The following is a 23,615-nucleotide window of genomic DNA, read 5'->3' on the forward strand; positions in this document are numbered from 1 at the left end:
CTATCCTTTTAACTCTCAAAATTAAGGTTAATTTCAATTTCACTATTAAGCTCTAGATCACCCTTAAGCTGCTGCAATTTTTGAATTAACTGCTCTAGTTCCGCTTTTTGAGTTACTCGTTTGGGAATAGTTACATTGCGTTCAATCTTTTGGTTAGCTTTGCCTTCAGCCTCGTATTTTGCCTTTTCTTCAGCGATGCGCTGAACTCGCTTTTCCTGCGCTTTGCGAGCAACTGATGCATTTACATCTTTTAGTTTCTGACCGATGTTAAATTCTTGCGCAACTAACGAGTTCAAGCCAGAGATGTCGCTACTAACGGTTAATGCCATTGAGTCAAATTGGCCAAGCTCTTGGTCTTTTTCTTCAACTGTCAGTTCGTTCCAGTCAATATGGTTTGTTACTTCTATTTGAGCTTGCTTTATACTTTTTTCTTGTTGCAGTTGTAGCTCTTTAACGGTGTTTGAAATTAGCGTTTGAAGACTCGTTAGTGATGAGTTGAAGTCAGCGCTATATTGGTAGAAGTCCTGCCTTTGTAGTTTTTCCTGATATGTCGATATTTCCTCAGCGGCATTTTGGCGTAATAGGCCTGGAATTCCAGAAGCTGGCAGCGAATCTATCGAGGAAATTAAGTCATCCAAACATTTTAACGTTTTATCCAATCCTTGTTTAAAGGCTAGTTGGACCGCCGATGCCCATTGCAATGAGCTAAATACCTGAGACTCCTCTGCACCCAGTCTTTGTGATGCGTCAGAGCAGTCTGACAACAGCATGTTCGCGAGATCATTACTTAAACTTTTCGCTTTATCTTCACCAGGAATGTTTAAGTTTTTTAGGTCTGACGCTAATGAACCAAACTCATGCTGTGCCTTGTTGAAATATTTAACAGCCGCTTTACTGATGTCATCTTCTAGCGGAAACACAGTATCGCCGGTTAGCTCGGTAAGTCGCTCAGAAGCCAACAAACACATCTCTTGTGAAGGTCTGTCGTCGCGTAAATTTACACCAACGGTTTTAAATGTATTGTTGGTTTTTATTGCTTCTATAGCTTTTTGACCAGAGCTGGTTAATTCTTGCCCTGCGACCTTGAATTTCACTAAACCACCAACAAACATCGCAGAGACTAAATAGCGAAGCGTATCTTGCGACCAACCGAAGCGAGGACGAGAAAAATAGTCTGAAAGTGTTTTACCGTCGATGCCACCGCGGCTGTCGATGTAGTCTTTTATGCTAATAATTGCTTGGTGGCTTTCATTTATTGAATAGCTACCTCCGTCTTTTACTACAAGCGATAGTGGATCAACTTCGGACGTGATGAGAGACAAGTTATCAGCTCTCATAAATTTTTCAGCAATATTAGTGTTAACTTGCACGGGGGCTTCTTGATAGCGGTCGAATACTTTTTTGGCGGCACCAGCAAGGTGTTTCTTACACGCTTCTAATAGTTTTTGGTCGTAGCTTTCAACTGCTGTAGCATTGCCCGCAAAAATAAATTCTCCGTTAACAAGGCTACGTGCAAGCTTGGTTTCTATTTGTCCAATAAGGTTTGCGGCTCTATCTTGTTGCGTTTTACAGTAATCTTTAATTTCCTTTTCTGTCTCTTGACGATACCTGTGTGCTATTTCATCACAGCGATATGCTTCGTTAACTAATTCATCGATATCCTGTGACGTTCTAGCAATCAAGTAAATCTCGTTAGGATTGTGGCGAGATGCGTCAACTAAACGTGTTCTTGCAACATCAAATTCAGTAGCAGCTACAAATTCGATGACTGTCTGAATATGATTTTTATCACCATTTAGCGATGATGTATGTCCAGATTCATTGGTATATTTTATACCTGTTTGAACAGCTCTAGAGCCATTTAAGCTAACGCTTGGAAGTGGGCTCATTACTTCTTTTATAGCGTTACTCATAATTTTACGAAGTTCTATGGAAGGCAAACGTAACTGATGACGTTCTTGTTCAATATCGTTCAACTTTTCGCTAAAGAAGGTTAGCTCACCGTCTTTTTCTGCCAAGGGAACTTTCGGATCGTTAATAAGATCTTCTATTGCCTGGTTTATGGCATCTTTTCGAGATTGTGCCGTCACTTCTCCATGCATTAGTGCTGCAACGTTGTGTCGTGTTATCGGCAAATTGTTTAGTATCTCTAGCAGAGCCACCGTTTTTGCAACGCCTTGATGATCTTTCGAGTCATACCAGTTTGACTGATACAATCTGCCAACCGCTTTGTGTTTAGTGGCAAAAGCTGCGCCGATATCTTTTTCCAGAGCATCGTAAAGGGTAACCGATGTGGCCAACCAACCTACGTTTTGATCGGCAATGGGAGCCTGGTCCTCATTGCCTTCCACTAGAACATCATGAATAACTTTAATTGCCGAGCGAAGACCTATACCACCAGTAGATTTGGCTAGTACGCCAAGTAAGTTGAGCAGCAACTCAAAGTGCGCAGGTAAAAACGGATACAAATTAACAAAAGACTTTTCGTCTACATCAGCTTCGTAGAACTTATTACCCTCAAGCTTTGTAGCATGTCGTAAAGATTGTCCGTTGCTTTCAAATAGTGCGCGTAGATTGCTTTCACCCTCCGAAGATTTACCGAGCAACCTGAGATAACAAATCTCTTTAATGTCACTAGATTTTAAGCGGATATCAATTGGGAACCTGTCTATCAGTTTATATAGCTCTGGCGAGTTAAGCGCGGCGCTTTTATCATCTTCTGCAAGTGTTTGCTGCGCTGTACCGAAAATCCAGACTTTGCCTTTACCCAACTGTTTAATAATTTGCGCAAATCCTTGCAGCTTAAAAATAAGCTTTTCACGAGGGCCAACATAGTTACCGATCTCATCAAAGATGAAAATACAGTATTCTTTGCTGCTGGTTTCACGCACTATATCTATTATTTCTTGTGCTTGTTGTTCTACGGTAAAAACGATTTCTTCATGGTCTGTCTTGAAGCTGTCAGAATGTGGCCAGAATTTAGGGTACATCTGATGAGCAAGCTCGGGAATGATAAAATCTACAACAGAGGGATCGTCTTGATACGATTGCCAGGTTTCTCCCTCTAACATTTCGGAGAAGAGCTTTTCAAATTCTTCGTAACGTCCGTCTTTTTTAAGCCTTCTTTCGAAAGAGGCAACTTTTAAATTACGAGAATAGCCTGCCCACTTTAGAACCTTGTTGTACAGTACAGTAGCGACATCTTCCATGGATGCCCCAGCCGATTGTTCACTGGCTAAATCGACCATGACGACAGAAGCAGGAAATTTTTTTGCCACTGTGTTAAGTAGTGCCTTTGTTCTGGCGTCGCGAATTCGATCAGAGAAGTGTTGTAGAAATGGCGTGCCTTCAATTGTGATGCGGTCGTCTAATGCCATTCCTATGTATTTCGAAAGCGATGATTTACCTGAGCCATAGAAACCAGAAACCCAAACACCAATTTCGTTTTCATCGTTTGAATTCATTGCTGTTTGCATTCGCTCTAGCAATTCGTGCATGCTTTCACAAAGATGGTCTGTAACTACATATTCTGATATCTCTGCCTTCAGATTCTTTTCTTCATTACTGCCGTAGGTAATTACTTTTTCAATTCGGCGATCTAACCCTTTTGTTCCGTCAAATAGTGATCTTATGTTTGTCATGATTTACTCCTGTTAACCGCCAACATGTAATGAACGATAATTTCCATCTTCTGGATAAAAACCTAAAAACTTTAGTCTAGTTTTCCCCGTTCTTACGCCGGGGTACAAAAATACAGTGGGCACATTGAATTTACCTTGAAGCCCAGATTCGATAGATCCTATTCTCATGTAAGGATGAAGTGCTTCTAAGTCAGTTACTAATATCAGCGAGTTAGGGTCTTTTTCCGCTTCTAAAAGGAAACTCTCGAATACTTCTTTTAAGCCTTCGCCCTCTTTTGTTAAGTTATTTGCTATTGACTGTGTAACCTTGTTGAAGTTAAGAGGGTCTTTTTTGTCAGCAGCTTCCCACATTTTCCTAACTACTGGATTTATCTTGTTTAAAAGCACGCTTATTTGTTGTGCTATAGAGAATTCTTTTACATTCCAGCCTTCGGACTTTAATTTAGCAAGCCATGCTGTTTTCTGTCGTTTAACTGCAACAATCTCTTCAGGCGAAAAGACCAAGTAGTAGATGGGCTCAAAGCTTGCGTGGGTAAATTCTCTTCCTTGTTTAATCTTTGCTACTAATTCATCAAAATTCGATTTAAGCAATGACATCTATAACTTCCTCCATGTTGTTATAAGCCCAACTTATCTGGACCACATCCCCGGCTGCTTGAATTATCCAGTATCTATTTACCGCTAGAGCTTTTAACTCTTCCCTTACATCATCATTTGTTAAACCAAATAATTGCCAATCTGGGTGATTTATAACAGCGTTGTCACCCAGTCCAGCAAAGTGTAGTTCGTAAGCCAGGTAAACTTTGATTTTGTCAGAAACTCGTGGTGGCGTTAATTTTCTCTCTTTTCTTGTTGTGCCTTCCAAAAAGCCATAATCGGCTAAGCACCCGAGAATGTAAGAAGACACTCTTTTAATAGTGGTTTCAGACCAAGGCTTTTTCATCTTGCCTTCTTGTAAGCCTTGCTCTATGAATTCCTTAGCGTGTTCAATTTCAATACTCTGGTAGCCTGAAGCGTACTTTTGCCAATAAACAGCTTTCACAAACTCCGACAATATATAGTTAGAGCGTGAGGTATAGAGGTAAAATATTTGACTAAGTTCGGCTGATGAAAGCACATCAAGCAATGATTTTACCCGATGAGCTACTTCTTCGTTTCTTAAGTACCTTGGGTAGAAACACTCTGCGACGATGTTTCGAAGCCTACGCGCTGTTACGTTAGGAAATGAGCCTGACTCAAGTGCGACCTCGCACAGTTGTTGTGTGTTCATACCTGGAGCCCATAGCTCGAACAAACCTTTGGTCTCTTCTTTTAAGCCAAGTCCAGCCTGTAATTGAGTTGTATAATACTGCTCGGGCATTGTTAGATATTACTCTGGAAGTATGGAAATGCTTTGTTGTTTTTACTGAAAGCTTGCGAATAAGCACATGCTAGTTTTGTTGCAACGTGGTCAAGTTTGCCAATTTGTGTTTCACCAATGTTGATAGGACCTTCACCTGATATGCTTGCGCCACCTGAAAGTTCTGTTAGTCGGTCTGTTGCGCTAGCCTTTGAGGATAAATGTGTTTCAGTTATATCTTTACCAAGCATTTTGAATTCTTCGAGCATCGCTTTTTCAATGTGCTCTGGTAATCGAAATAAATGAAACGATTTGCCTATACCTATTGCTTCGTCATGCACTTTTGCGGCAGCCGCCGATAAAGCCATATATTGAGAAATCTGCGCTGTTCTAGGAAAAGTAAATTCAAGCATTTTTTGGGTCGTAGGTGCTAGAAAATTGGATGGCCACCAGTTGTATTGCGATTTTTCACCCAGGTAGCCAACTATGATTCTCAGTTCGACTAGTGTTTTAATTATTAGTTTGTCCATTAACATAACGTCCTGTTTGATTTTGCTCGTAGTTGCCTAGCATTCTGTTGAATCTCTACTATCAATTTACTGTTATTTCAATAAGCTTGCGCTTAAATGCTCAGTAACAAAGAGTATTGGTTTCAAAAATTAATGCCAGGCGGGCGAAACCGATTTTGTAAGTCGTGTCTTTTTTAGCCTTGTTCATTGAAGCCTTTGATAACAAGAGGATGAATGTTTAGCGTATTATTTTTATAACACAATAATATATCACGCCCTCGCATTAACTACTAAAAAGTGTGATTGATTGGCGAACAATTAATCATGAATACATTTCTTGTGATTTCTTATTGAAAAACATATAAATAGGATTATAAGATGCTTGCAAAGTTGACCGCACGGTATAACCTTGTTTACTGTGAAAGGATATCTAATAGTTTAAGTAAATCTGAGGTTTAGCATGTCAAATGGATTTGAAGCCGGCGTCCAGGTTCGATTAATAAGCGATCCGGGACGGGAGGGGATACTTTCCGGCCAAACGCGGGATAGGCGTGGTGTTAAGATGCACTTTGTGCACTTTCCCGATTCTCCGACGTGGCTACGCGAAGAAGCGCTTGAACTACTAGATAGTGCTACTAACAGTACCGTGTCCATGCTTGAAAAAAAGCAATTCGGCAGGTTAGCTGATTACCGCAGAAACCTTACCTCTATTCAATTGTCAGGCAAGCTGGCAAATCTTATTTATTCCATGAATACAACAAATACGGAGTTTTATGCTTACCAGTATAAACCTGTTTTGTCGTTTCTAGACTCTCCATCAAAAGGTATTCTAATTGCTGACGAAGTGGGGTTGGGTAAGACCATAGAGGCTGGCTTGATATGGACCGAGCTTAGGGCAAGGTACGATACACGGCGACTTCTGATTGTTTGCCCTGCCATGCTACGCGAAAAGTGGAAAGATGAGCTGGCGTACCGTTTCGGCATAGAGGCTAAACTATTAAACGCTGATGAGTTAGCAAAAGAACTCTCGAGATACAGACATTCAATACCACCTGGCCAGGCGATTGTGTGTAGCTACGATGGTATTCGACCTCCTCGCGCAAGTGGTAAAGAACAGGGCGTTGAAAGGGGCGCAAACAAGCTTTCGACATTGCTGGAAACCATGAGCGGTGAAGAGCCTCTTATCGATTTAGTGATATTTGATGAAGCGCACAAAATGCGAAACCCAGAAAGCGCGACAGCCAAATTAGGTCGACTACTTAGAGATGTAAGTGACAAGTTAATATTACTTTCTGCTACGCCCATAAATTTGCATAGCAACGATCTTTATCATCTTCTAAACATCGCAGATGAAGACACCTTTAGCGATGAAAATATATTCCCAGCGGTGTTAGACGCTAATGAGCCTCTCATCCATGCTCGCAATACAATATTAGATAGACGTAAGCCGTGGCGCGAGACACAAGAAATTCTGATGGGCGCGCAATTTAACCCGTTGCTAAGTGAAAGTCAGCAGCTAGCAAATTTGGTGAGTGATGAGGTAAATGAAGACTCATTAGACGATGCTGAGCGTATTAGAATTGCTGACAAAATCGAGCGTTGTAATCTCTTATCAAAGGTAGTGACGAGAACGAGAAAAAGAGATGTAAAAGAACTTAGGGTTATTCGCGAGGCCGTTGCACCACAAATTGACATGACCGAGCAGGAGCATGACCTGTATTTGAAAGTGACTAATGTAGTAAGGCAGCACGCGCAAGATTTAGATATCAGTGAAGGCTTCTTGCTTGCCACACCTCAACGACAATTATCCAGCTCAATGTATGCTGCTGTAAGATCTTGGCAAAAACGTTCGATGTCTTTCAAAGAGTCTGCGTACGAAGACTTAGGTATTGAGGTAGAGGACGAAGAACGTGGCACGTTGTTAGAAACGATTATTGAAGAAGTGTTGCCAGAGGTGGATTCAAAGTTACTTCGCGATAATGACAGTAAATTTGATGCCTTTTTGAATGTGGTTTCGCAATACTTTAATGATTTTCCATCCGAAAAAATCATCGTTTTTTCTTATTTCCGAGAAACTCTTAGGTATCTTTCAGATCGATTGAGCGAGTTAGGTTTTTGCAATGAAGTTTTAATGGGGGGAATGAAAGAATCGAAGCAAAGCATTTTAAATCGGTTTAAAGAGAACCCTGAGTGTAAGATTTTGCTCGCCTCCGAGGTTGCCAGTGAAGGTGTCGACCTTCAGTTTTGCCAAGTGTTAATCAACTACGATTTACCGTGGAACCCCATGAAGATAGAGCAGCGAATTGGTCGTATTGACCGTCATGGGCAAAAAGCAGAAAAGATAAAGATATTCAACTTTTGCTACGACAATACCATTGACCAAAGAATATATGAACGGCTGTTTCAGCGACTCGATATCTTTCAACGAGCCCTTGGTGATATGGAAGCCATACTGGGTGAACAGATTTCCCGGCTAACCAGAGAACTCTTCTCATTTAAGTTAACGCCTGAGCAAGAGGAGGCGAGGATAGAGCAGACCTCACAAGCTATTGAAAGGCTTCGTGCTGAAGAAAATGCATTGGAAGAACAGGCTTCAAATCTTATTGCACATAGTGGTCATATATTAAATACGGTGAAGGCAGCACATGAATTTAGTAAGCGGATCTCCGAAGCAGACCTTGTCATTTACGTTAAGGACTACTTGGAAAAGCATGTAAAGGGCTTTCAGTTTATCTGCGAAGACGAGAACACCAACGAATATAAAATTAAGTTACCTGGTGATGTCAGTGCAGAACTAGAGCTGTTTATTCAAAAACGCAAATTACATGGTTTAACGAACGTAAGTAGTGGCCACGTGGTCACCTGCGTTTTTAACAACAATGTAGTAGCACCTACGGGCAAAAAAGAAGGTATTAACCAAACTCATCCCTTTATTCAATTTATTAGCTTCAAACTGAAAGAGCTCAAAGAGTCGTTTGTGCCATTAGTTGCGCTTCGTGTTGATGCTGAAGAATTACCAGGAGTACCGGTAGGTGAGTATGTTGCTTCGATAAAGCGTTTCAATTTTGAAGGGTTGCGGATAGAAGAGTCTTTAGTTTCTCGAATAGTTGGGGTTGAAGACGAAAAGCTGCTTAATTCAGAACAATCACAAGAAATTACTAACTTACTGCGTTTTAAAGGTAAAGACTGGCTGGAAGCAAGAGCTGAAATTGATGTTGCGCATTTCCAACAGGCTTTTGACTTATGCGATGAGTTGCTAGACGACGACTTTGAACGCGAAGAAAAGGCTAAAACCGCAGAGAACGAAGACAGAGTTAACTTACAAATAACGACCGCTAAAAAACACTTTGAGAGACAAATTGCAAGTTTAAAAGAAGTGCTTTCGCGGCATGAATACAATAACCGCATAGGGCTAGTTAAAGCGACTGAAGGTCGTATTAAAAAGGCGCAAGAGAGATACGACAAACGACTCTCTGAATTAGGGGCGAATAAGTCATTGAAAAAATACCATGAAGATGTGTGCCACATAGCGCTGAAAGTGATTTAGAAAATTAGTTTTACAGTTATACAAGGAAGTATCATGAAAAAGACATGGCAAGATGACCTGGAAGAGTGGAAAAAAAGCGGTGTGTTTCCAAGTGTCAAAAAAGATAGCGTTGAGGTTAAAGTTAAGAAGCAGAAAACGTTGGATTCTTCAAATGAAGCTAACGTAGTTAAAAACAAAGATAAAGCTAGCCGCATCAGCACCAAAGAGCCCAATAAACGAGCACGACGCAGGAAGCAGCATGCAAAAAGGAAAAAGCAAAAGGCTAAATTCCAAAACGAGCCGCTTGACCTGATCGGCCCTGCTGTCTCTGCAGTTAAGTCTGGTACTGTTTTAAAGGTCATACCTAAGAAAATTGAAGTCGCTGAATTTAGTGAACTACATAAGCCTGATAGAAATGGCTTAGAGCGCTTTGAAATTAACGAGGCGAGCATAGAATCAGTAAATTGGGCCGCTTACGAAAAAGCTACAGGAAGAAGCGCTGACTTCTTTATTGGGCTAGACTTTGGTACCGCTTTCACAAAAGTTGTAATAGGCGTTGAAGGCACGTCTTACGTATTAAAGCTATCCCCGACTGACGGATTACAACCCTCATCTATTTTTATCGCTTCTGATGGGAGGTGTTCACTTCGTCAGAAGACTGGGTACACTTTATACACAGATTTAAAGCTCCCCATTCTTACCAAAAACGCAACGGAAGAAGACTATGGTTTGGTGATAGCATTTCTTGCGCTGATATTTATTGAATGCAGGCGTTGGTATTCAACGTCTCACCTTACCGACTTAAGCCCTGACTGGTTTGTAAATGCAGGGCTACCGACACAATCATATGAAGATGAGCGATTGAAAGCTGAATACTGCAGACTCATTAAGGCTGCATGGGCTCTGAGTTATTGCGAAGTCGTTTCGTATCAGGCGGCTATTATTCTTTTCCGTTCGATAAGTGGAAATTATGTTCCTGAATATGCGTATTTCCATGATGAACGAATCAACTGTTTTCCCGAGTTCGTAGCTCAAATTACCGGGTATGTACGTTCGCCTAGACGTCGCATGCACTCACACCTTATTGCAGATGTTGGAGCCGGTACACTGGATGTTTCCTTATTTACTGTAAAAGAGGATTCTGGTGATTGGCTGTTTAGAGTGCATGACAGAAGTGTTGAAACCTTAGGTGCTGACTTCTTGAGTAAGCATCGCGGCTCACACATTAAGGCTGCGAAAAATGTAGCAACCTACAAATTTACGACCCCAGGTACATTAGCCAATTCGCTAAAAACCACTTTAAACAAGTTAACAAGCGTTGACGAACCTTTTAGGGTAAAAGTAAACGATTCATACGCGACTAGGGTTAAAGCGCTGGACGTGCCACCGAGCAAAATGTCAGAAGATATAGTGATATTTGTTTGTGGTGGGGGAAGTTCAGAATACTTGTACAGTGAAGCGATGGAACCAATACACCGAGATTATCCTACTGAAATTGTCCAAATTCCTAAACCAGACAGGTTGATGAGCGACTTTAACTTGGATGAAGATTACCATCGCTACTCCGTTGCTTACGGCTTGTCTCATGATCACTATGATATCGGTGCATGCATTCAACAACATATTGAATCACTAGAGCCCGCAAACATCAGCAAAATTGAAACTCAAGGTAGAAAAAATAGGGAGGAGCTCTATAAGAGCTAACAGTATGGAAAGTAAATTAAAAAATAGAGATGCGATAATTAATGAGTGCAAGGATATTCTCCCTGAACTGAGGAAACGGTTTGGACAAAATTCGGTTAATGTGTGGAGCAATCGTATCCCTCAAGAACTTGCTGAAAAAATGAAAAGCGCTGGTATAAGGAGTGTAAGCCAATCAGCTAGCACCGGTAGTTGGTTTATCCATGATGATTCTGAGTATTCAAAACAAAAACCAAAAAACTTTGTTTACGATACCATTGATGAGTCGGAGAGCCTTCTTTGAGCTTTTCGCCGTGATTTCTCACTTAGTCACGAATGACGTGAACATAAAACTCAATTGTAGAAAATGCTGAGCGAAAAATGGAAAGCTTAAAAGTACCCTATGGACTGGAAGATTCTGGCCAGTTAGTTACTGCAGCCAAAGCACAGAAGAATAAAACCTACTTTTGCCCTAACTGTAATTCGCAGTTAGTACGACGAGCAGGTGAAGTAAAGGTAAAGCACTTTGCGCACCCGTCGTCATCAAATTGTAGTCAAGAGTCTATCCTACACATCACGGCTAAGAAGCTTACAGAATCTGCCATACGCTCAAATTCACTGTCGCAGATAGAAATTACTCTTCAAAGCGACTGTTATCAGTGTGGTGTTCAATTCAATACCACTCTGCCTTTTGGAACCTTCACTAGTGCCGCACAGGAAGTTGCGGTCGCAAGCTATGTTTGTGATGTTGTTGGATATCGAAGTGGAGGCACTTCGCTTGGTATAGAAATTTTTCATACTCATGAAGTTGATGGTGCAAAAGCAACAGATTTGCCTATACCTTGGATAGAGTTAAAAGCAGAAGACGTTATTAACGACCCACATCACTGGAAGCCGACCCAAAGTAAACTTAAATCGTCATTTTGTTCGGGGTGCAGAAGTCACATAAAGCACGTCCAATCAGTTGCGAATAGATGGAATATCGATAGCAGTTTGTATACCCCTATAAAAAAAGCATCTCTAGCTAACTATGTCGCCGACGTTGAAACGTGCTTTAGGTGCAAGGAAGTTGTGCCGGTATTTTGGTGGAAGGGCGTGCCATTTTGCGAACAAGAGCCTCCGCACCCGAGGCCAAAGACTATCAAATATCGCAATTCTAAAAAGTACGGCGGCTCATACTGGGCAAATACATGTGCAAACCGCAATATGATTAAGGGCGACAATTATCTCTTTTTGTTTGACGATGCGCCTTTCAAAAATATGCCGATGTCGGAGAGTGAGAAAGAACAGGACGGTGGGCTTGTTAAAGTTGCCACTGGAGATGAAGCAATATCAGAGATGATGAAGGTTATTAAGCGTAACTTCTCGTGATACTAACGATCCTCATGCGAATTGTCTTAACTGATATACAGGCTCTACGCACTTTACAAATTTCTGTCAGTATTACCAGATAGAGATAGAATGTTAAATGTTTGTGACTGTTTCCATGGATTGGTGATGAGTATAGGGTAGTTCACTAGCAGATATAAAATTAATAAAAACAGCTGAAAAGATGGAAATGAAGTTTGCAACACTGCGTGTGCGAGCAAAATAAGATTTAAGATATGGAGAGTCATGCATGAGTGACCTAAGCCCCTTTGCTAGCTATGAGAGCAAAGTTAAAGAAGCTATTGAAAATTCTGATGTACCTTACGTTGGACTAATCGACGAGGTATTGATTACCGAAGAAATGCACTTCGTCGAAAAAAGTATCACTAAGTATGGGGGGCAACTCCAAAAATTTGAAAGAGGTCTAAGATTAGCGCCAGCTCTTTTCGTTACTTATCTATCAACTTCAATAAGAAAAAATTTAGGTGCTAATACGTCAGCCATCTATGGCTGTATCAATATGGCAGTTGGGAAGCCAGTGGAAGCAAAGCAGACAAGCGATGAACGCAGTCGGCTTTGGAAGGCTTTTAGAGTCGCTTGTAAAAAACTAGGACTGCCTATTTCAAACAGGTGTTTCGGTCCAAACTTCATGGTAGACGCTTATTTAGAGCAGGCTGGGATACCAGAAGCAAACTTGCCTGAACTCGAAAAAAGAATGGAACTTTATGCCAAAAAGCACGGCTTGCCTGAGGTTGACGACGTCACTGCCGAGCAAGCGTGGTATTCATCCTTCAAAAAGTCGTTAAAGCCACCATTTAGTAAGAGGTCGATTAGAGCTCTTGAGAACGATACGACGGGCTACTATCTAAATCGTTTTCTTGAAGAAAAAAGGAAAATTACGGATTCAGGAAGTGAGCAATATACAATCGCTTATTCAGTGAATTTGATGTTTGTTGAAGATGAATTAAAGATTGTAATTCCAGCGCTTTCAGTAGAGAAGACTTGGACAATAAACGTTGACGGAACCATTGAAACAGTAAACGTCCAAGAAGCAGATTTTCAATTCCTAATCGAAGATGTTGGCTCCAGAAATATACTCGTAGAATGCGATGAGCAAAGGTTCGAGTACCATTTATGGGATTCAGAAAAAGACAATCAGTTGGCGATATTTAGAGCTGATAATGGTCATTTTGTATCTTCCCACTCCCTCACAGAAGAGGGAGAAGCTTTTCCTCCCGGTAAATATATCATCATCAGTAGGTTCGAATTCACTTCAAATGAAATTGAGTTAACTGAATATTTCCAAGATGGCTTTTATATTGGAGATTTCGAGATAAAGCCTGACACACAAATTATTATCAAGCGAGGGCCCGTTAACTTTACAATTCTTTCACATGCAGAGCCAAGTATTTCTTTCGAGGGAACGCTGATAAAGCCTCATACGGGAAAAGATTTCTACTGCTCAAAAGGTATTGAGCTTATTACCAACCTTCCTGAAGAATGGCTTTCCAGTGAGCATAGCTACGAGTTAGAGATAAGTTCAAACAGTGATACTCCTAATATTGTAATCAACCTCAAATCTGATGAGATGAATCAGGTGAGTTGTTTTGATTACCGCGCTGCTTGTTGGGCTCCTGGATTAAAGCGAATTGTAGTTAAGTTAAAAAGGGGTGGTAGTTCAAGAGCATTGTCGAGATTGAGTGCATTAGTATGGTGTGGGTTAGATGCTATTACTGAAGGCTATAAATTTCATATTTCTGAACTACCAGCAGAAGATAACTTCAATATTGATAAGTCATCAAATGTTCGGCGTGATGTTAAGAACAAAAACCTTGTTGCTATTGATAATGATCTACCCCATATGGACATCTGTTTTAATTTTACGGCAAAAAATTCACAAGTCTTTCGTTTTGCGCTTCAGGGAACCTTTTTGTATATCAGCGATTTAAAAGATGGTTTTCGTCAAGAAAAAATCTTGAGCTTAGGGGCGACATTAGCATCAAATTATAATGATTCAAGGCGAGTTCGTATTTACTCATCAGAAAATCCAACTTTAGAAATTGGCGAAAATACTTTACACGATTTTGCTAAGAAACGTTGGTATAAGACAAGCATCGCATCATTATTAGATAAGGTTGATAGGAGTAACAACGAGTTAGTTGCAAACTATGGGAATGCCGAACAAGTGCTTCTGAAGCTTGTCTCACCACACTACATAGAAAATTGGACGATAGAGCAGAAAACTCAAACAGTTGAAGTAATATTTGAAACTCCTGTAGGGGTTTCCGAAATGGAAATAGTAGCTACAAACTTACTCACCTTATCAGAAGAGAAAATTTATGTTGGCTCTCTGAATGGCCGGTCAAACTATCGTCAAGACGGATTGTCTGCAACCCTTTTCCACCACGACAAGAGCTCAAAAAAGCAAATACTATCTGTGGATGTTTCTGGAGGTGAAGATGGTCCGTGGTTATTAGAATTCACTGCGTCAGTAGATGGTAAGTGGGGGCGATTCTCAAACAAGAGAAAGGACCACTTTTCGGTGGGCTTTGTATGTGCTAGCGGGCATCTTATCAATTTAGGAAACGATTACTTCACGAAATTAAGGGAGTTTAGTTCCGAACACTTGATAGATTTGTTTGCTTTGTTGACTAAGAGGCTTAACAGATGTTTTGAAGTGAATTCTTGGAATTCTCTGGAATGGATTAAAGGCATCTGGATGTTTATGCTCAATTACATTGGGGGTATCGAAAGCAGCAACACGGTGATTCGTCTTACTGCCTACCAAGCTTCCGAAGAAGATTCACAAAGTTGGGTACCACAAGTTAGCCTTGGTGCATATTCTAACAATATCTATTCTGGTTGTTTTGATAATTATCGAAAACTGGACGCGCAGAACAGTACTCGGCTAAAGACCTTGAAGTTGGCTGGCGAGATAAATCAGTCTTTATTGAATGCCATAAAGACCGAGAAGTTAGCTCTAGCAGTAACCGTCTTTTTTGCAAATAGAAGCGAATATGCAGATCCAAATTCAGAGGTTGAACCTGTAGAATTTAATTACGAGCAGTACATCCAATCTATCCCATATCTCTTTTCCGAAAGTGATTTCGACAAATTGAAGCGTGGCGATATCAAGCCAGCGTATGGGGACTTACTGGGTGGAAATCACTATGCTTACAGTCAACTGAGGTTTATAGAAAACGAAAAATCGGCTCAAGAAGGGAATGATTACATTAGACCTCATTTTAATACGCTTGTAATAAAGGTTGCACGTGAGCTTGGCGAATCTGTACCCGTTCTTTTACCGGATCATTACTTTGGTCATCACGATTATCTCAAAGAGCTTCTCGATGCTGTTTGTAAATTCAGTTCCTATCTGGCGAAGTCATACCGCGCAGCTCACTGGGAAAAAGAGGATATAGTAAAAGTTTTAGACCGCTTACAGCAACAAGCAGGACCGACTGCTGATATTAAGTCGTTGCTTAGCTATTTCTTTAATGTATGCGGTGATATTTTTCACTTTTATCTCTTACTCTGGGAAGTTTACTTTGTATCAGAATCAAACAACAAAAAAGGGAGTTTAGCTAATGTCTGAAGCCAATCCATTAGTTCTTAAAAATACATTAGAAGAAACGCTTCGACGATATATAGCGACTACAGTTCCGATACATTCTCGATATTCACAGTTGTATAGCGCGTTTTGGAATTCGTTAAATAAAGAGTCACTGGTCGAAGGCCCATATATCGAGACGGTACCTGACTTTGAAAAAGGGCGTGCTCTAAGTGAATTTTTGAACGTCAACGGTGGTCCACTAAACGATGCTTTCGCACAGCTTGGTGATGGCTTAATTAACAGACGACTGCACCTTCACCAAGATAAAGCTCTGACGAAAGCGTGTACTGAGAAAAAAAATCTAGTTGTTGCAACGGGTACCGGCTCGGGGAAAACAGAGACCTTTCTTTATCCTATTGTTAACGAAATATTGAATGACCCTGAGTTTGAAAAGCCAGGTGTTAGAGTCATTTTAATTTATCCGATGAATGCGTTGGCTAACGATCAACTCAATTTTCGAATAGCCCCACTATTAGGCAAACAGCTTAGAGACCAAAACATAACGTTTGGACGCTACACAGGCCAAACTAAAAAAGCTGCAAGTCGCTCAGAAGTAGTAGCAGAAATGCTAAATAACGTTAAATTAGATGAAGAATTTGACGGCGAGATCCCGGATAATTGGCTCGTAACACGTGAAGAAATGTTAAAAACACCACCAAAAATCTTGGTGACAAACTATGCAATGTTAGAGCATCTTCTCTTACTCCCTGTTAATGCTCCCTTATTTGAAAACTGCAAATTAAAGTCATTGGTTCTCGACGAAGTTCATACCTACAACGGGTCGCAGGCGACCGAAGTTGCGATGCTTCTTAGGAAACTAAAAAATCGACTTGGTGTCGACTACCCAGTGCAATACTTCGCTACAAGCGCTAGTTTAGGGGACTCTGATGAGTCTGAATTGAAACTGAAAACTTTTGCTTCACATTTATTCGGCGAAGCTGAACCTGAAATAGTTCGCGGAAAGCGCATAACTCACAGCGATATCTTGAGTAACCAAGAGGCGAGTTTTACTCTGGGCGCAAATCATTGGAAGGTCGTTTCTTTCGTTTTTGATGTTTTTTTAAGCGACAACCCCAGTGCAGATGAGCAAGATGGTTTCAATTTTATCAGTACTTGTGAAGACCATGGACTTTCGTTAGATGCGCTATTGACGAAAGAAGAACTAGAGTTAATAGATGGGGCAGAAAATCAGCAAGAGCTATCGCAAGCGCTGTTTACCGCATTTTCACGAAACCTAGAGGTTCAAACCGCTTCCGAACATTTACACAATGGGGTAATACACTTTACTGAACTCGCAAATTTGGTTTTTGCCAATAGTGATAATGATGATCTAGAAGAAGCTTTAACGGGTCTTGTAAAGATCGGAATATATGCGAAATCTTCGACAGATTCTTTCCCACTATTACCGTGTAAACATCACTTAATTGCATCAGCTATCGAAGGGTCTTGTGTCTCACTGGATAACTCGGAAGAAGGCTTTAATAATTTAGAGTTACGTTCTCACCATCAGACAAAAGATGAAATCTTCTATCCATTACTCACCTGTCGTCAATGCGGACAGCCTTACATTGAAGGTTATCTTCATAACTCCACTCTGCATAATAGATACCCCTCATCAAATTCTAATGCCCAACGCAAAATATTTTGGTTGGGAAAGCCTGCATCATATGAAAATTTTGATGAGGAAGATGAAGCAGAATGTGGGGGTACCAAAAAGTGGGCTACGCTCAATATTAACCCAGTTAACGGCGATAAGGTAAAAATTGGTGGAGTAAAGCTTTACGAATTAAAAACCGAAGACGATGAGTTTGATAAAACTAGTTATCTCAAGCATTGTGCGGCATGTAATTCGAAAGCATCTGGTGCGAATGCTGAGATTATTACTCGCTTCTACCCAGGCAATGAGTCCCTCTCTAGTGTCGTAACTCAGAAGGTATTAGAAGCACTTCCTGCAAAGCAATATAATCAAAGACCCGCGGCTGGAAGAAAACTACTTACGTTCTCTGATAATAGGCAAGATGCAGCTTTTTTTGCTCCCTATTTTGAGCGAACCGCTAATGATTTCGCTCACAGAGGGGCTATTGTTGAAGCGCTCCAAGATGTTGAACATTCAATACCGTTCGATACTCTGGCTAATAAAATCCGCGCAAACTGGGATAAAAGAAATAGCTTTTCATATCCCGATGCAAACGGCCAGCTGAAGGAATACTTCGAGGACGTTAAAGATATTCTTACTGGAAAACTGGCTGCAGAGTTCTGCACACCTCCAGGGAGGCGTACCTCATTAGAGTCCCTTGGGCTTGTGGATGTTTCTTATGATCAGAAATCTATGGATCGCCTCGTCAGGGCTCTTGTAAAAGAGTTTGAAGAATTGGATAAGCAAGAGATAGAGACCCTTTGCTTAATAATGTTAGAGCATATCCGGCGTAGTAAAGCAGTTATAAACATTCCAAATAGTCCTGAAACGAACAGCGCTACCATATGGGGAGAGCGTTACAGAGGGATAAAAACTTTTGAGCTTGAACGAGCAGGTGGTGAAGCAACTCACTCTTTTATCACTCAATTGGGCTCATCGAGATATAATCGCAGAACGTGGTACCTTGTTAATCAACTTGGTTGGGATCAAGATTTTAGTAGGCGGTTTTTGAGCGCTGTTTGGGAATGTTTAACCAAGAAAAGCAAATTTCTAAAAAGTAGTGGGGGGGGGCATGCCCTAGATGCGAGTTTAATCCTGTTGAAAAGAGGTCGTAGCGAGGCTCTAAAAGAGTGCAACGTTTGCGGATTGAGGCAGAAATTATTTATACGAAATAAATGCACAGCATTTGGTTGTCATGGCGAATTAGGCGAACCAGCTACCGATAAATTAAGCTCTGACGTTAATCACTATATTCACTCATATACCGAAGTGACCTCGCAAATTGTTCGAGCAAGAGAGCATACAGCATCTTTGTCTACCGGATTGAGAGAAGAGATTGAATCTGAGTTTTTTGATTCCAAAGTAAACGTATTGAGCTGCACCACGACAATGGAAGTAGGTGTTGATCTAGGGGATCTCGAAGCGATAGTCAATCTAAACGTGCCCCCTGGCGTTGCAAACTATCAACAACGAACTGGGCGCGCTGGTCGTAGAGCGCAAGCTGCGCCATTTTGCGTAACTGTTGCGCGAAATTCCAAACATGACCGAGTTGTCTTCGGCGACTTTAAAGGATATCTAAAGCGTTCGCCCCCAGAGCCATTTGTTAATTTAACGAATAAAACACTGATACAGCGTCATCAACTATCTGTTCTGCTCTCTAAGTTTCTAGCAAGTAAGTTATCCTCTCAAGAACTAAAAGCGCCAAAACTTGTTGATTTATTTGGGGTTGAAATCACTTCAGGATTTAGTAAAGAATTTAGAAACGAACTACTGGCCTGGTTAGAAACAGAGAACGGAAAAGTTGCAACGGATGAAGCAAATCGAATTTTAGAAAAGCTACCTTGTAAGCAACGCGCGATTGTGGAATCACAAATAGACGATATAAAAGTGTTGTTCGTAAGCGAATTGGAAAATTTTGCTCAACTAGTTGAACAACGATGTGTGACATATCAGGGTAAAATAGAAGAAGCACGAGAAAAAATAAGTAACGGGGACGATAATGCTAACAAAGATTTCGCCCGTTGGAAGCATCAGCGAGATAGCTACTTAGGCCAGTTTTTAGTGAACAAGTTTTCTGAGAATGGCTTAATACCAACATATAGTTTTCCTATTCATTCTCTTACGTTGGAGGTTACTCAGAAAGAAAAAGAGTATAAAAATCAGTTTTTGAAATCTGATGTTGAACTGGTTCGTGATGCTTCTTTGGGGATATCTGAATATGCTCCTGGGTCTGAAGTTATTGCAAATGGTCGTATATGGCGAAGTGCCGGGCTGGCATATTCGCCTAGAGACTTTATGCCGACCAACGTAGTCACGATTTGTGGTACTTGTAATCATGCGAATGTCGCTGAATGCGAAGAGGACAAACAAACAGTATGCGAGAACTGTAAAAGTCCACTCAATGAAACTCCTTTGCCGTTCATCAAACCAAAAGGTTTTATTACCGCTTTCAAAGATTCTAAAGGTAAAGATCCTTCCTCTACTCGCAAGCGTTCAGTTCAGGCTGAGGAGGCAAAGCTTATTGTAGTGCCTTCTCCAGAGCAGTACGAGCAAAGTGATCATTCAGCTGTGTTTAAAATGTTTATGCCTGCATACTCGAAGAGTGATATCAGCGGTAGACTCTTTATCTTGAATAAAGGGTTTAAAAAAGCAGGCTATTGGAGGTGTCCATATTGTAACTTCATGACCTCTGCTGAATCGAGAACGCCTCCCAGATCTCACGAAATGCCAGAAACCGGTAAAAAGTGCCTCAATAAGCAGTTTAAGAAAACCTCCTTGGCTCATGAGTTTCATACCGATGTAGCTATCTATAAAGTCACTATACCTATTTCGGTGGACGACAGTTCACTCAGCGATGAACAGAAAGCCGAGCGTAAAAACAATATTGCGGTTACGCTTTCCGAAGCTCTGCGTTTGGCTTTTGTTGAAATGCTCGAGGTTCCGATATCTGAAATTCGCAGCTTATTTCGATTTGAAAATGGGGCGTTGATACTCATAGCTTACGACGGCGTACCAGGAGGAGCGGGTTATGTAAGCCGTATTTTTGAGACGATATCAACTAAAGAGATATTGAAAAAGGTAATACAAATTTTAGATTGCCAAAATGATTGCGAAACAGGATGTATCAACTGTATTTGTGATTATTCAAATCAAAAGTACTGGGACTCTTTTTTGAGGAAAGAAGCTAGCCTTTACGTGAAAGGTTTGATTGACGACTTTCAGTATTCACACCCTATTCAAAAGCTGGGTGCAGTCAAACAGAAGTCTACTAGTTTTCAAGGATTAATTGAGCAGTTCGAAAAATTTGAAGAAGTCATCTTTACTATGCCGCACCTTGTAGATAGTAGTTCTTTTGACAAAAGAGACTTGGACTGGCTCATCAACCTTCTCTCCAAAGTAAAGGTAAAGATATTACTTTTTAACGAACTACCGAATAAGTTTGAAAATACGCCTGCGTCTCTCAGGGCTGCTATAGATTATCTGAAACCTTATATTTCTGACGGTGTGTTAGACGTTTCGCATATTTCAACTAAACTCACTGACGAGCAATTGATGTGTATTCCATTTGCTATTGGCCTGGGAAAAGACGAGGAGGCTGACTCTCTTTGGTTCGGTAATGCTACCCTCAACTTCAATTCGAACAATAAAGTATGTGGCGAAATTTATCAGTTAGCGAAAAAAGACTATGCGCCAGTTGTAGCTTTGCTTTTATCTAATCTTGAGAAAAATAGATATTCACCGGACTATTTTTCCAGTAGATCGCCGTTTGGCGTGTTTCCTTATCGCTCAAACGAGACTCGAAATCTAGAGACTGTTTTTGATTATGTAGAGGGCAAGCATATAAAGAGTCTCCATATAAGAGATCCTTATTTAGCTAGCGACAATTCTATTAAATACCTTGGACAGCTTTTGTCGACATTTTGCAAATTAACTAATGAAGTAGAAAGAATAAAACTTGATTGTCGAATGATGGACAACAGTGATGATTATAGAGATTACGAGTCGAAGGTTGCTAATACCCTCATCAACGAATGTAATTTCGACAGGAAAGCATTCGATATTTCTGTTTTCCCAGCGAATCATAGGAGAGGGTTCCATGATCGCAGAGTGTCTTTTGAGATCATTAATTCTGACGGTGCTAGCGAAACTGTGGTGTATGAGCTAAGTGGGGGGGTGTCACATCTTCTTAATAGTAATTATGAAACATGCGTAACTATGTATAGGGTAGAGGACTATGGAAGATAAAGGACATTAGTTATTATTTTGCCCGGTGCATTTTTGGAGTCCGACAATAAAATCAATCATCACCTGACGCCAGTGACAAATCGCAATAGCCTTTTTGTTATTGGTGTTCAAAGGTGATCATATAAGGTAATCAGGCCAATCTAAGATGGAAGAAAAAGTTCAAAAAATCATTAAGTACTTAAACACAGTCAAAACCCGTTGTACTTATGGTGTTGTAGCCGAGATTCTTGGCGTAAACTCGCGTTCTGTGGGCTTGTATTTGGGAAAGCGTCGCCCTGAGGTCTCTTGGGTTGTGAACGCAAAAACAGGTGATCCTACGGACTACGAGGAATCAGAAAAGCATCCAGAGTTATATCGGACTGAGTGTATTATTAAGTCAGCTGAGGTCCTTCGAAGAAATATTGGTGTTTGAGCGTTCAGAATGATTGTATGATTTTATTAAAAATAATCATAAACATCACGATGGCGGCCAAAACTAACATGCTAGATTTTAGATGCGGATTTTATATGGCAAGGAAGGTGTATGTCAGTTGAAGTTGCGAGTTGTACCTTAGCGCAGTTGTTCAGTAGTCAACGTATCGTTTGTGCTAATAATACGGAAATTGTTGGAGAGTTAGCAATACCTGAATACCAGCGCCCTTATCGTTGGGGCCAAGTGCAAATTAAAAAACTGTTGAGAGATTATCAGCTTTTCTTGAATGATTTAATACAAAGTGAAACTCTTTACGGGTATTACCTAGGCAGCGTGATTTTGCATCAGTCAGCGGAGAACGGTCAGTTAAATATTATTGATGGTCAGCAACGTTTAACCACCTTAGCATTAATTATTTATGTACAGCATTTATCTCGTATTACTAAAGCTACAAACACTTCTGATGATAATAAATTTAATTGTAGCGCTTTCGAATTGTCGCTTAGTTATGATTCGCCAGAGTCTCAACAACAAATTGTCAAAAATCTCACTTGGTTAAACGAGCAACTGAAAGATGAGTATGCCAGCCAAATTGCCGCATTTGATGCCCATAAAATCAATTTAACATTGGTTGTTACTCGCTCAGAAGATGATGCATACCGTTTTTTTGAAACCCAAAATACAGGAGGCGTTAGACTAAGTGGGCCAGACATTATTAAAGCGCACCATCTTAGGGCTGTTGAAAGACAAAGGCAGAATGAGTTTGCCGCTAAATGGGAGGCTTTAGGCGATCTAAACCCCGTTGTTGGTTCCATAATTAAGGGGCGCTACTGGCAAAAATTGTACAATAGAATTGTACCTTCCCATCGGCAACCTCATCTGGTGAGAAGTGCTGTAGTAAATGAACTTGGAGAAAGCACGGGGAAAGGTGAAGATATAGCGTTTGGCCGCTTTGAACGTGCTTATTTGCTTGACGGTAGTCAAATAGATAAACAAGCACAGCAGGGTTATGAGCTAAGGCAGCCATTGAACAGTGGTGTTAATACCATTCATTATTTGAGCTATTTTGAACAGTTAAGAGATAAATATTTAAAGAGTGGATTAAAACAAGAAAAGATAAATGTTAATACTTCTGATATTAGTGGGAGTACACTTTCGCGCTTTTTCCATTTTTATCGAAACCTCATCTGCCAGCTTGATGGCTGCAGCTATTTGAAAGGGCTATATGATACGGCTTTGCTTATTTATATTAGCCAATTTGGTGAGCAACAATTAGACATTGCGGCGAAGAAATTGTTTCGCGTCATTTACTCACCGCGCGTAAGCAATCAAAAAGCGGTAAGAGAGAGTTCTATCTCCGCATTTGTTCGCGATACCCCTGTTTTGGATTGGATTACAGCCAGCTACACTCCAAAAATGTGCTTCGATTACCTTGATCGCTTTAGCTTCAGGGCGGACCCCGCCAATTTAGCAGTTGATAAAAACAGCGTTAAAAAACGCTTTGTATTTAACGTATTGCAGCACTTGGGTATAGAGCTTGTTAGAGACGACTCAGCCCAAGCAATTGCCGACAATTATACAGCACAGTTGGATGCTTATATTCTTCCTTTAAGTTCTGAAGCAGAGTTTTCGAATTAGGCGCTTAC

General features: G+C 40.7%; 11 protein-coding genes. 7 read left to right on the forward strand and 4 right to left on the reverse strand.

Annotated elements, in window-relative coordinates:
- Positions 1-8: 8 nt before the first annotated feature.
- Genes brxC through NO989_RS01095 form a run of 4 tightly spaced genes read right to left on the reverse strand, consistent with a single transcriptional unit; the run spans position 9 to position 5,510 of the window.
- Positions 9-3,641, reverse strand: coding sequence for a BREX system P-loop protein BrxC (gene brxC, locus NO989_RS01080; protein ID WP_371341890.1), 3,633 nt, complete (start codon positions 3,639-3,641; stop codon positions 9-11).
- A gap of 12 nt (positions 3,642-3,653) precedes the next feature.
- Positions 3,654-4,238 carry a BREX protein BrxB domain-containing protein gene (locus NO989_RS01085; protein WP_371341891.1) on the reverse strand — a complete coding sequence of 195 codons (585 nt, stop codon included), beginning with the start codon at positions 4,236-4,238 and terminating at the stop codon, positions 3,654-3,656.
- Entirely contained in the window at positions 4,225-5,001 is a 777-nt protein-coding gene (locus tag NO989_RS01090) for a BrxA family protein (RefSeq protein ID WP_371341892.1), read from the reverse strand. The genes NO989_RS01085 and NO989_RS01090 overlap by 14 nt, the downstream gene beginning before the upstream one ends.
- 2 nt (positions 5,002-5,003) lie before the next feature.
- Entirely contained in the window at positions 5,004-5,510 is a 507-nt protein-coding gene (locus NO989_RS01095; protein ID WP_371341893.1) for a BrxE family protein, read from the reverse strand.
- Between the two features lie 439 nt (positions 5,511-5,949).
- Here NO989_RS01095 and NO989_RS01100 point away from each other — a divergent pair, with 439 nt between their 5' ends.
- The 7 genes from NO989_RS01100 (at position 5,950) to NO989_RS01130 (ending at position 23,607) form a co-directional block, all read left to right on the forward strand.
- Complete coding sequence (locus tag NO989_RS01100) at positions 5,950-9,036, forward strand: helicase-related protein (RefSeq protein ID WP_371341894.1); 3,087 nt, start codon at positions 5,950-5,952, stop codon at positions 9,034-9,036.
- Positions 9,037-9,069: 33 nt separating this feature from the next.
- A complete protein-coding gene (locus tag NO989_RS01105) occupies positions 9,070-10,719 on the forward strand; it encodes a hypothetical protein (RefSeq protein ID WP_371341895.1) in 1,650 nt (549 codons plus the stop codon).
- Between the two features lie 4 nt (positions 10,720-10,723).
- A complete protein-coding gene (locus NO989_RS01110; protein ID WP_371341896.1) occupies positions 10,724-10,999 on the forward strand; it encodes a hypothetical protein in 276 nt (91 codons plus the stop codon).
- Between the two features lie 77 nt (positions 11,000-11,076).
- Positions 11,077-12,066, forward strand: coding sequence for a competence protein CoiA family protein (locus tag NO989_RS01115; RefSeq protein WP_371341897.1), 990 nt, complete (start codon positions 11,077-11,079; stop codon positions 12,064-12,066).
- Positions 12,067-12,313: 247 nt separating this feature from the next.
- A complete protein-coding gene (locus tag NO989_RS01120) occupies positions 12,314-15,658 on the forward strand; it encodes a hypothetical protein (RefSeq protein WP_371341898.1) in 3,345 nt (1,114 codons plus the stop codon).
- Entirely contained in the window at positions 15,651-21,557 is a 5,907-nt protein-coding gene (locus NO989_RS01125; protein WP_371341899.1) for a DEAD/DEAH box helicase, read from the forward strand. Before NO989_RS01120 ends, NO989_RS01125 begins: the two co-directional genes overlap by 8 nt.
- Before the next feature lie 523 nt (positions 21,558-22,080).
- Positions 22,081-23,607: a DUF262 domain-containing protein gene (locus NO989_RS01130; protein ID WP_371341900.1), complete on the forward strand. Its 1,527-nt coding sequence runs from the start codon at positions 22,081-22,083 to the stop codon at positions 23,605-23,607.
- Positions 23,608-23,615 lie beyond the last annotated feature (8 nt).

This window comes from Alteromonas sp. DY56-G5 (genome assembly GCF_041414725.1).
Taxonomy (GTDB): Bacteria; Pseudomonadota; Gammaproteobacteria; order Enterobacterales; family Alteromonadaceae; genus Alteromonas; species Alteromonas macleodii.

Excerpts from the sequence above, each read along its gene's own strand:
- brxC (WP_371341890.1), bottom strand. The coding sequence starts at position 3,641 with ATGACAAACATAAGATCACTATTTGACGGAACAAAAGGGTTAGATCGC.
- NO989_RS01085 (WP_371341891.1), bottom strand. The coding sequence starts at position 4,238 with ATGTCATTGCTTAAATCGAATTTTGATGAATTAGTAGCAAAGATTAAA.
- NO989_RS01090 (WP_371341892.1), bottom strand. The coding sequence starts at position 5,001 with ATGCCCGAGCAGTATTATACAACTCAATTACAGGCTGGACTTGGCTTA.
- NO989_RS01095 (WP_371341893.1), bottom strand. The coding sequence starts at position 5,510 with ATGGACAAACTAATAATTAAAACACTAGTCGAACTGAGAATCATAGTT.
- NO989_RS01100 (WP_371341894.1), top strand. The coding sequence starts at position 5,950 with ATGTCAAATGGATTTGAAGCCGGCGTCCAGGTTCGATTAATAAGCGAT.
- NO989_RS01105 (WP_371341895.1), top strand. The coding sequence starts at position 9,070 with ATGAAAAAGACATGGCAAGATGACCTGGAAGAGTGGAAAAAAAGCGGT.
- NO989_RS01110 (WP_371341896.1), top strand. The coding sequence starts at position 10,724 with ATGGAAAGTAAATTAAAAAATAGAGATGCGATAATTAATGAGTGCAAG.
- NO989_RS01115 (WP_371341897.1), top strand. The coding sequence starts at position 11,077 with ATGGAAAGCTTAAAAGTACCCTATGGACTGGAAGATTCTGGCCAGTTA.
- NO989_RS01120 (WP_371341898.1), top strand. The coding sequence starts at position 12,314 with ATGAGTGACCTAAGCCCCTTTGCTAGCTATGAGAGCAAAGTTAAAGAA.
- NO989_RS01125 (WP_371341899.1), top strand. The coding sequence starts at position 15,651 with ATGTCTGAAGCCAATCCATTAGTTCTTAAAAATACATTAGAAGAAACG.
- NO989_RS01130 (WP_371341900.1), top strand. The coding sequence starts at position 22,081 with ATGTCAGTTGAAGTTGCGAGTTGTACCTTAGCGCAGTTGTTCAGTAGT.